Origin of the sequence: Coleofasciculus sp. (assembly GCF_046565525.1) — a bacterium.
Lineage (GTDB): Bacteria > Cyanobacteriota > Cyanobacteriia > Cyanobacteriales > Coleofasciculaceae > Coleofasciculus.
Genome location: NZ_JBKHUP010000265.1, coordinates 1 through 1010, shown reverse-complemented (window position 1 = coordinate 1010; position 1010 = coordinate 1). Strand labels below are relative to the sequence as shown.

General features: G+C 36.6%; 1 pseudogene. It reads right to left on the bottom strand.

What is annotated here, in order from left to right:
- Positions 1 to 113 precede the first annotated feature (113 nt).
- Positions 114 to 1010 (bottom strand): annotated as a pseudogene (locus ACLGGO_RS35625) (IS1380 family transposase); the annotation flags it as partial.

Below are 1010 nucleotides of genomic sequence, written 5' to 3'. Positions count from 1 at the left end.
ACCTGTTTTTTTCACTAAAATTTAGGTGATTACGCCAAGTTTCCATGACAAAACTGACCGAAAGAAGATTCAGTCAACTCAAAAATAATTTAGTTGTCATGGAAGCCGAAAACTTAAGAAGTATTGGGAATAGCTTGAATTCTGGAATGAGCAATAGCTAAAATCTCTTGATAAGGACAAGAACTAGATATGGCAATAACAATTCTTCTCACACTAACAGTAATTCTCGCTCCTAACTTAAGAAGATTGAGGCGAATTGTTCCGACAGTTGCTTTGGACAAAGAAGTTTTTCTCAAACCGTGATAACGAAAGGCTTGCATCAAAACATAAGCTATTGAAGATAACCACAGGCGGAGTTGATTACTTTGAAATGTTTGAGTGGAAGTTCGGTCAGCAAATAAGTCTAACTGTTGTTCTTTAATCCGATTTTCCATTTCACCTCTCGGACAGTATTTTTTAGTATAAAGTTGAGAGGGTGTAATTTGAGAAGGAGGTAAAGAAGTGATTACATGACGAAGCTCTAAGCCTTCACTACCATAAGAAACTTTAGTAACCACTCTTCTTTGACGACTCCATGACTTTTCAGTTTGATAATAAATAGAGCGAAACCAAGTTGCGTTAGGAACTAACTTTCTCACTTCGTCTAAATCTTCATTTTTAGAAAAAAGGCTATCTATCAATTCAACAACGGGCAATAAATTTTCTTCGTATTCGTTTTTTGCTTTTTCAATAACGTCGCAAGTTCGTAATTTTAATTGGCTATTCGTTGCCATCGCTATCACATAATCTACGCCTTCCTTCTCCTCGCAAAAACTTATGATTTCTTCACGAGCATAAGCACTATCGCCTCGCACTATGATATGTGTATCGTGCCATTTATCTCGAATTAAACCAATGATTCTCTGTAGTTCTTCCAATGCTCCTTCGGCTGGATCTACATTAGAAGGACGTAATAAGAGCTACTAATAAATGATGCCCACAGAAAATATATAAAGGAGCATAGCACACCC